This is a genomic window from Streptomyces sp. (genome assembly GCF_031178505.1).
GTDB lineage: Bacteria > Actinomycetota > Actinomycetes > Streptomycetales > Streptomycetaceae > Streptomyces > Streptomyces gulbargensis.
This window is the reverse complement of record NZ_JAPSIW010000287.1, coordinates 1-7922: the sequence shown is the minus strand read 5'-3', so window position 1 is coordinate 7922 and position 7922 is coordinate 1. Positions and strand designations below refer to the sequence as shown.

The 7922-nt window shown below is 72.0% G+C and carries 10 protein-coding genes and 1 pseudogene; 4 read left to right on the top strand and 7 right to left on the bottom strand.

The genetic code is table 11. The annotated features are described in order from the left end of the window. A pseudogene (locus RIF68_RS19420) lies at positions 1-113 on the top strand (type II toxin-antitoxin system PemK/MazF family toxin); the annotation flags it as partial. A gap of 190 nt (positions 114-303) precedes the next feature. On the opposite strand, the gene RIF68_RS19415 reads toward RIF68_RS19420, so the two are convergent. The 3 genes from RIF68_RS19415 to RIF68_RS36515 form a co-directional block, all read right to left on the bottom strand. Then, on the bottom strand, positions 304-1254 hold the full coding sequence (locus tag RIF68_RS19415) for a cysteine synthase (protein WP_309052548.1): 951 nt from the start codon (positions 1252-1254) through the stop codon (positions 304-306). Positions 1255-1259: 5 nt separating this feature from the next. Then, on the bottom strand, positions 1260-1538 hold the full coding sequence (locus RIF68_RS19410) for a MoaD/ThiS family protein (RefSeq protein ID WP_309052547.1): 279 nt from the start codon (positions 1536-1538) through the stop codon (positions 1260-1262). A 98-nt stretch (positions 1539-1636) separates the two neighbouring features. Next, positions 1637-1756, bottom strand: coding sequence for a putative leader peptide (locus RIF68_RS36515; RefSeq protein WP_345281811.1), 120 nt, complete (start codon positions 1754-1756; stop codon positions 1637-1639). A 215-nt stretch (positions 1757-1971) separates the two neighbouring features. Between RIF68_RS36515 and RIF68_RS19405 the strand changes: the two genes are divergently transcribed. Next, a complete protein-coding gene (locus RIF68_RS19405; protein ID WP_309052546.1) occupies positions 1972-2193 on the top strand; it encodes a helix-turn-helix domain-containing protein in 222 nt (73 codons plus the stop codon). A gap of 189 nt (positions 2194-2382) precedes the next feature. On the opposite strand, the gene RIF68_RS19400 is transcribed toward RIF68_RS19405, so the two are convergent. The 4 genes from RIF68_RS19400 to clpS form a co-directional block, all read right to left on the bottom strand. After that, entirely contained in the window at positions 2383-2808 is a 426-nt protein-coding gene (locus tag RIF68_RS19400; protein WP_309052545.1) for a M67 family metallopeptidase, read from the bottom strand. Between the two features lie 76 nt (positions 2809-2884). Beyond that, the gene (locus RIF68_RS19395) at positions 2885-4312 is read right to left on the bottom strand and encodes an amino acid permease (RefSeq protein WP_309052544.1); all 1428 of its coding nucleotides are present in this window, start codon (positions 4310-4312) and stop codon (positions 2885-2887) included. Between the two features lie 325 nt (positions 4313-4637). Next, a complete protein-coding gene (locus RIF68_RS19390; protein ID WP_309052543.1) occupies positions 4638-5222 on the bottom strand; it encodes a DUF2017 domain-containing protein in 585 nt (194 codons plus the stop codon). Continuing rightward, positions 5222-5527, bottom strand: a complete 306-nt coding sequence (clpS, locus tag RIF68_RS19385; RefSeq protein ID WP_309052542.1) for an ATP-dependent Clp protease adapter ClpS — start codon at positions 5525-5527, stop codon at positions 5222-5224. The genes RIF68_RS19390 and clpS overlap by 1 nt, the downstream gene beginning before the upstream one ends. A gap of 99 nt (positions 5528-5626) precedes the next feature. Here clpS and RIF68_RS19380 point away from each other — a divergent pair, with 99 nt between their 5' ends. Together RIF68_RS19380 and RIF68_RS19375 are read left to right on the top strand one after the other, a co-directional pair. After that, positions 5627-6955 carry a nicotinate phosphoribosyltransferase gene (locus RIF68_RS19380; protein ID WP_309052541.1) on the top strand — a complete coding sequence of 443 codons (1329 nt, stop codon included), beginning with the start codon at positions 5627-5629 and terminating at the stop codon, positions 6953-6955. Positions 6956-7159: 204 nt separating this feature from the next. After that, positions 7160-7759, top strand: a complete 600-nt coding sequence (locus RIF68_RS19375; RefSeq protein WP_309052540.1) for an isochorismatase family protein — start codon at positions 7160-7162, stop codon at positions 7757-7759. Positions 7760-7922: the final 163 nt, after the last annotated feature.

Sequence of the window (7922 nt, the reverse complement as noted above, 5' to 3'; positions counted from 1 at the left end):
CGAGCTTCCTGGAGACGGACGAGCTGCGGGACGTGCCGCTCGCGGAGTTCCGCCGGAGAGCGGGAACGGCGGACCCGGTGGTCTGGGACCAGGTGCGCCATCTGGCGCGGTGACCCGGGGGAACGGGGCGGCGGCAGACGGTACAGCAAGGGGCCCGGGGAACGGGACGGCGGCAGACGGGACGGCAGGGGCCCGGGGAACGGGACGGCGGCAGACGGTACGGCAGGGGCCCGGGGCGCGTCGGGCGCCCCGGGCCCCGGGGGGTCGCCGGTCCTCCGGGGAGCCGGGCCCCCCTCGTCACCGTCAGGCCCAGAGCTGGCCCTGCAGGGTCTCGATGGCCTCTTCGGTGGTGGCGGCCGTGTAGACGCCGGTCGAGAGGTACTTCCAGCCGCCGTCGGCGACGACGAAGACGATGTCCGCGCGCTCGCCCGCCTTGACCGCCTTGCGGCCCATGCCGATCGCCGCGTGGAGCGCCGCCCCGGTGGAGACGCCCGCGAAGATGCCCTCCAGCTGGAGGAGTTCGCGGGTGCGGGTGACCGCGTCGGCGGAGCCCACGGAGAACCGGGTGGTCAGGACCGAGGCGTCGTACAGCTCCGGGACGAAGCCCTCGTCCAGGTTGCGCAGGCCGTACACGAGGTCGTCGTAGCGCGGCTCGGCGGCGACGATCGTGACGTCCGGCTTGTGCTCCCGCAGGTAGCGGCCGACGCCCATGAGCGTGCCCGTGGTGCCGAGGCCGGCCACGAAGTGCGTGATGGACGGCAGGTCGGCGAGGATCTCGGGGCCCGTGGTGGCGTAGTGGGCGCCCGCGTTGCCGGAGTTTCCGTACTGGTAGAGCATCACCCAGTCGGGGTTCTTCTCGGCGATCTCCTTGGCGACCCGTACGGCCGTGTTCGATCCGCCCGCCGCCGGGGACGAGATGATCTCGGCTCCCCACATGGCGAGCAGCTGGCGCCGCTCCTCGCTGGTGTTCTCGGGCATGACGCAGACGATGCGGTAGCCCTTGAGCCGGGCGGCCATGGCCAGCGAGATGCCGGTGTTGCCGCTGGTCGGCTCCAGGATGGTGCAGCCGGGGGTGAGCCGGCCGTCCTTCTCCGCCTGCTCGATCATGTGGAGCGCGGGGCGGTCCTTGATGGAGCCGGTGGGGTTGCGGTCCTCCAGCTTCGCCCAGATGCGGACGTCGTCCGAGGGCGAGAGCCGGGGGAGGCGGACCAGCGGGGTGTTGCCGACCGCCGCCAGCGGGGAGTCGTAGCGCATGTGGATCAGACCATGCCGCCGGCGACGGCCGGCAGGATCGTGACGTTGTCGCCGTCGGTGAGCTTGGTGTCGATGCCGTCGAGGAAGCGGACGTCCTCGTCGTTCAGGTAGACGTTGACGAAGCGGCGGAGCTTGTCGCCGTCGACGATGCGGGCCTCGATCCCGGCGTGGCGGGACTCCAGGTCGGCGAAGAGCTCGGCGAGGGTACCGCCGCTGCCCTCGACGGCCTTGGCGCCGTCGGTGTAGGTGCGGAGGATGGTCGGGATGCGGACCTCGATGGCCATGGCGTGGGCTCCTGTCGGAAGGGGCGTGGTGGCGTGGTGGCGCGCGGGTGGGGCCCCGCGCGTGCGGGGTCGTACGGGGTGAGGTGCGCTCGGCCGGTCTATCGGAGCGCAGCGCGGGTCGTACACATCGCGCTGGCGAGACGGCACAGGTCGACGTGCAGGCGTGCCACGAGCAGGGGTGTGCCCGGGTTCTCTTCGCTCACGTCGTGGGAAACCATGGGGTCATCGTATCGATTCCCGGTCCGGGTTCCGGAATGTGATCTCACCTGGCGGACAGATCCCGTTCGGCTGGCGGACGGCGCCCGCTCCACCTGCCCCCTTGCCCCTCTCCCCTTCTCCTCGCCCGCCGCACCGTCACCGCACCGACCTCCTGCGGGCTGCGGATCGGCGCGGATCTGACCGCCGCGGAGGTGCGGGCGGTGACACGCCGGTGGTGCCGGGCGCGGTGGACGCGGAGCGGTGCGTGGCGGCGGCGCCGGGGGCGGCCGATCCGGCGGCGGACCACGGCGCGCCGGCCCCGGCCCGGCGGGCGGGGGTGTCGGTGCGGCATCTCGCCCGGCTGTTCCGCGAGCAGACGGGGGTGACCCCGGCGGGGTACGCGGAGCGGGTGCGGGTGGAGGAGGCCCGGCTGCTTCCGGGGGCGGGGCGAGTGTGACGGGGGCGGCGGCACGCGGCGGGCTCGGGGGCGATCCTGCGGAGGGCGTTCGCCCGGCACGTCGGGGTGACGCCCTCCGCGTACGCGGCGCGTGTCCGGACGGCGGCGGGCCGACCCGGCCGGTCCGCCGCGTTCCGCGCGGGCCGCGGTGACCGGGGTGCCCGGGCCCGGCGGGCGGCGCCGGCCCGGTTACGCGTAGGCCTCGACGATCTCGACCTCTTCCTCCTCGACCACGCCGTCGACGATGGTGAAGGAGCGGAACTGGAAGGGGCCCGCGCCGTCGGTGTCGGCGGTGGAGACGAGGACGTAGTGGGCCTGCGGCTCGTTGGCGTACGAGATGTCCGTGCGGGACGGGTAGGCCTCGGTCGCGGTGTGCGAGTGGTAGATGATCACGGGCTCCTCGTCCCGGTCGTCCATCTCGCGGTAGAGCTTGAGCAGGTCGGCGGAGTCGAACTCGTAGAAGGTGGGCGACCGCGCCGCGTTCAGCATCGGGATGAAGCGCTCGGGGCGGCCGCTGCCGGCCGGGCCGGCGACGACGCCGCAGGCCTCGTCGGGGTGGTCCTGGCGCGCGTGTTCCACGATCTGGTCGTACAGGGCCCGGGTGATGGTCAGCATGACGACAGGATAAGCAGACGGGCCGTCCCGTACCGGAGTTCGGTACGGGACGGCCCGGATGGCGAGACGTCGCAGGTCAGGACCGCTTGGCGAAGGCGGCGCCCTCGGGGTTGCGGGCCCGGAGGACCAGGTAGGAGACGCCGAGGATCAGGCCCCAGACCGGCGCGCAGTAGAGCGCGGTGCGGGCACCCTCGTCGATGCCCATCATCACGATGACCATGCCGATGAAGAGGAGCGCGAACCAGCTGGTGTACGGGGCTCCCGGGGCCTTGAAGGTGGACTCGGGGAGTTCGCCGCGGTTCGCCTTGGCCCGGTAGCGGATCTGGCAGACGAGGATCATGATCCAGGCCCACATGCCGGAGATGGTCGCGAAGGAGACGACGTACTCGAAGGCCTTGCCCGGGGCGACGTAGTTGATCCAGACGCCGACGAGCATGAGGGCGGCGGAGAAGGTCAGGCCGAGGAGCGGGGTGCCGTTCTTCGTGAGGCGGGTGAAGACCTTCGGGCCCTGGCCGTTGAGGGCCAGGTCGCGCAGCATGCGGCCGGTGGAGTACATGCCCGAGTTGCAGGAGGACAGGGCGGCCGTCAGCACGACGAAGTTGACGATGGCGGCGCCGATGCCGAGGCCCATCTTCTCGAAGGCGGCGACGAACGGGGAGATGCCCGGCTGGAACTCGGTCCACGGCACGACCGACAGGATCATGATCAGGGCGCCGACGTAGAAGACGGCGATGCGCCACGGCACGGTGTTGATGGCCTTGGGCAGGACGGTCTTCGGGTCCTTGGACTCGCCGGCGGTGACGCCGACCAGCTCCACGGCGAGGAAGGCGAACATGACGATCTGCAGGGTCATCAGCGTGCTGCCGACACCGTTGGGGAAGAAGCCGCCCTGGTTCCACAGGTGGGCGACGGTGGCGGTGTCGCCGGCGTCGGAGAAGCCGACGGTGAGGATGCCGGCGCAGATCAGGATCATGCCGATGATGGCGGTGACCTTGACCATGGAGAACCAGAACTCCAGCTCACCGAAGAGCTTCACGGAGATCAGGTTGGCGCCGTAGAGGATCACGGTGAAGACGAGGGCGGAGATCCACTGCGGGATGTCCCACCAGTACGTCATGTAGGTGGCCGCCGCCGTCACCTCGGTGATGCCGGTGACGACCCAGAACAGCCAGTACGTCCATCCGGTCACGAAGCCGGCGAAGGGGCCGACGAACTCGCGGGCGTACTCCGAGAAGGAGCCGGAGACCGGGCGGTACATCAGCAGCTCGCCCAGGGCGCGCATGATGAAGAAGATGACCAGGCCCGCGATGGCGTAGGCCAGGATGAGGCTCGGGCCGGCCTTGTGGATGGCCTTGCCCGCGCCGAGGAAGAGGCCGGTGCCGATGGCGCCGCCGATGGCGATCATCTGGATCTGCCGGGCGCCGAGGCCTCGCTGGTAGCCCTCGTCGCCGCCCACGGCCCCGTCGGTGCCGTCGTGCTGCTTGTCGACCTGCACTGAGGTCATGGTGGTGCGCCTTTCTCCATGCTGATCCGCGCGGCAGCCTCGGCTGCGTCTGCTGCGGATCAGGTCCTGATCCCCCCGGATGTGGATGGAGTGCCACCGGCGGTCAGCCGGTCCAAGCGCCCTCGGGAACAGGGGTGGCGTGCCCGAGTGGTCGTGAAGATTTATCACGGCGTTCACCGTGATCGACGAGGGCCGGTGTGGCGCGAACCACACAAAAAGGCGGACAAAAGGGGCTCAATAGAGCAAGGTGGGGCGGTTGAGTAACGTATTCGTTATCCGGATTTGAGCGTCCGCTGAGCGAACACCGCCCCCGGGGGCCGGCGGGTCAGGACATCAGGGTCTCGACGAGGGACTCCTGGAGCGCTCCCAGCCAGAGGTACGCCATGACCATCGGCTTGCGCGGGTCGGAGTCCGGCAGCCGGTACAGCCGCTCGCTCTCCTCGTCCTCGGTGATCTCCAGCCGGGTCGCGATGGTCAGCCGGAGGTCGTTGAGCGTGCCGAGCCAGGCCCTCGACTCGTCGGGGGTGAGCTTGAGGACGGCCCCGCCCTCGCCCAGCGCCTCGGCGGAGAGCGCGTCCATGGCCCGGACGACCACGAGGGCGTCCTCGCGCTTGCGGGCGCGCAGGTCGTTCTCGGTGTAACGGCGGAAGTCGGCGGCCGCGGCCCGGAGCTCCTCGCTGTCGTCCCCGTACGCGTCGGGGAAGAGGCGCCGCAGCGCCGGGTCGGACGGGGGCTCGCTCGGGCCCTCGGCGAACAGCGCGGCGAGCGGGTCGGCGTCCGCGTCCGGCTCATCGCCCGGCCCGATCAGCTCCAGGAGCTGGACCGCCAGGGAGCGGAGGATGGAGATCTCGACCTCGTCGAGCGCGACGGCGGCGCCTCCGCCGGCGATCGCCTCGAAGTGCCCGGCCATCAGCCGCGGTCCTGCGAGAGGGTCGCCCACAGGCCGTAACCGTGCATCGCCTGCACGTCCCGTTCCATCTCCTCGCGGGTGCCGCTGGAGACCACCGCGCGGCCCTTGTGGTGCACGTCGAGCATGAGTTTGTGCGCCTTGTCCTTGGAGTAGCCGAAGTACGTCTGGAAGACGTAGGTGACATAGCTCATCAGGTTGACCGGATCGTTGTGCACGAGGGTCACCCAGGGCACGTCGGGTTCGACGACCGCGGAGACCTCCTCGGCGGATTCCGTACGTTCGATCTCGACAGGCGCGACGCTCACTCACCCCATGCTGCCACCTCGGGGGGGCCGTCGCACAAACGGGGCGGCGCCCGGAACAGAAATCGTCACTCTGACGATTTCTGCGCTAGCATCGCTGACATGAACGCTGCGGACCTTGGGCTCCCGGTGGACGTGCCGTCGACCGCCCTCTTCACCGACCAGTACGAGCTGACGATGCTCCAGGCGGCCCTCAGGGCCGGTACCGCCGACCGCCGCTCCGTCTTCGAGGTCTTCACCCGCCGGCTGCCCGAGGGGCGCCGCTACGGGGTCCTCGCGGGTGTCGGCCGGGTCCTGGACGCCGTCGAGAACTTCCGCTTCGACCCGGGCGTGCTCGGCTTCCTGCGCGAGCGCGGCATCGTGGACGAGCCCACCCTCGAGTGGCTCTCCCGCTACCGCTTCTCCGGCGACATCTGGGGCTACCCCGAGGGCGAGGTGTACTTCCCCGGCTCGCCCGTGCTGCGCGTCGAGGGTTCCTTCGCCGAGTGCGTGCTCCTGGAGACGGTGATCCTCTCCATCCTCAACCACGACTCGGCCATCGCGGCCGCCGCCTCCCGCATGTCGGCCGCGGCCGGCGGCCGGCGCCTCATCGAGATGGGCGCCCGCCGCACCCACGAGCTGGCCGCGGTCGCCTCCGCCCGCGCCGCCTACGTCGGCGGCTTCGACTCCACCTCCGACCTCGCCGCGGGCTTCCGCTACGGCATCCCGACCGTCGGGACCTCCGCCCACGCCTTCACCCTGCTCCACGACAGCGAGCGGGACGCCTTCCGCGCCCAGGTCGACACCCTGGGCCGGGGCACCACGCTCCTCGTGGACACCTACGACGTGACCGAGGCCGTCCGCACCGCCGTCGAGGTGGCCGGGCCCGAGCTCGGGGCCGTCCGCATCGACTCCGGCGACCTGCTGCTCGTCGCCCACCGGGTGCGGGCACAGCTGGACGAGCTGGGCGCCCGGGACACCAAGATCGTGGTCACCTCCGACCTGGACGAGTACGCCATCGCCTCCCTGGCGGCGGCTCCCGTGGACGCGTACGGGGTCGGCACCCAGCTGGTCACCGGCAGCGGCCACCCGACCGGTTCCATGGTCTACAAGCTGGTCGCCCGGGCCGGTTCGGCCGACCCGAAGGCGCCGCTGGTGCCGGTGGCGAAGAAGTCCCTGGGCGGCAAGGCCTCGGTCGGCGGCCGCAAGTGGGCGGCGCGCCGGCGGGACGCGGACGGGATCGCCGAGGCGGAGGTCGTCGGCACCGGCCCGGTGCCGCCGGAGCTCGCCGAGGAGCAGCTCCTGGTCGAGCTGGTCAAGGGCGGTGACGTGGTGGCCCGTGAGCCCCTGGAGGCGGCCCGCGCCCGGCACATCGCGGCCCGCGCCGGGCTCCCGATGTCCGCGATGCAGCTCTCGCGCGGCGAGCCGGTGCTGCCGACGGAATACGTGTGACCTGACGGCACGCGGGGTACGGCGGCGTCCGGGGGGCCGCCGCCGCACCGGCGCCCGTGGCCGTACCCCTGCCGCCGTACCCGCGCCCGCTCCCGTTCCGTCCGTACCGGCCGTGCCGGCCCGGGCGGAACGCCCCCTCCCGAACGGAGGGGGAAGTCTCTAGGCTCGAAACGCTCCCCCTCCGACCCGCTAAGGACAGCCGCCATGCACCGCGCACTGATCGTTGTGGACGTACAGAACGACTTCTGCGAGGGCGGCAGCCTCGCGGTCGCGGGGGGCGCGGACGTCGCCGCCGCCATCACCGACCTGGTCGGCCAGGCGGCGGGCGCCGCGTACCAGCACGTCGTGGCCACCCGGGACCACCACATCGACCCGGGCGCGCACTTCGCCCCGGCGGGCGAGGCGCCCGACTACGTGACCTCCTGGCCGGTGCACTGCGTGGCCGGGACGGAGGGCGTCGGCTTCCACCCGAACTTCGCGCCGGCCGTCGCGAGCGGCGCGATCCAGGCCGTCTTCGACAAGGGCGCGTACGACGCCGCCTACAGCGGCTTCGAGGGCCGGGACGAGAACGGGGACACGCTCGCCGACTGGCTGCGCGCCCGGAACGTCTCGGAGGTCGACGTGGTGGGCATCGCCACCGACCACTGCGTGCGGGCCACGGCCCTGGACGCGGCCCGGGAGGGTTTCGTCACCCACGTGCTGCTCGACCTGACGGCCGGCGTGGCCCGCGAGACGACGGACCGGGCCCTTGAGGAGCTGCGCGCGGCCGGCGTGCGGCTCTCGGGCAAGCCGGTCGTGGCCTGAGGCCCGGCCGGATCCCCCGGGCCGCCGGGGCCTTCGGGAGGGTGCGGGCCCGGTGCCACGGCCCGTGGCGGGCTTCAGGCCGCCGGGGCCTTGGGGAGGGTGCGGACCGGGTGCCACAGCTCGTGGCGGGTGGCTCGCCACAGCAGGCCCTCGGGGTGGTGGA

Excerpts from the sequence above, each read along its gene's own strand:
- RIF68_RS19415 (WP_309052548.1), bottom strand. The coding sequence starts at position 1,254 with ATGCGCTACGACTCCCCGCTGGCGGCGGTCGGCAACACCCCGCTGGTC.
- RIF68_RS19375 (WP_309052540.1), top strand. The coding sequence starts at position 7,160 with ATGCACCGCGCACTGATCGTTGTGGACGTACAGAACGACTTCTGCGAG.
- RIF68_RS19380 (WP_309052541.1), top strand. The coding sequence starts at position 5,627 with ATGAACGCTGCGGACCTTGGGCTCCCGGTGGACGTGCCGTCGACCGCC.
- RIF68_RS36515 (WP_345281811.1), bottom strand. The coding sequence starts at position 1,756 with ATGGTTTCCCACGACGTGAGCGAAGAGAACCCGGGCACACCCCTGCTC.
- RIF68_RS19400 (WP_309052545.1), bottom strand. The coding sequence starts at position 2,808 with ATGCTGACCATCACCCGGGCCCTGTACGACCAGATCGTGGAACACGCG.
- RIF68_RS19395 (WP_309052544.1), bottom strand. The coding sequence starts at position 4,312 with ATGACCTCAGTGCAGGTCGACAAGCAGCACGACGGCACCGACGGGGCC.
- RIF68_RS19410 (WP_309052547.1), bottom strand. The coding sequence starts at position 1,538 with ATGGCCATCGAGGTCCGCATCCCGACCATCCTCCGCACCTACACCGAC.
- RIF68_RS19390 (WP_309052543.1), bottom strand. The coding sequence starts at position 5,222 with ATGGCCGGGCACTTCGAGGCGATCGCCGGCGGAGGCGCCGCCGTCGCG.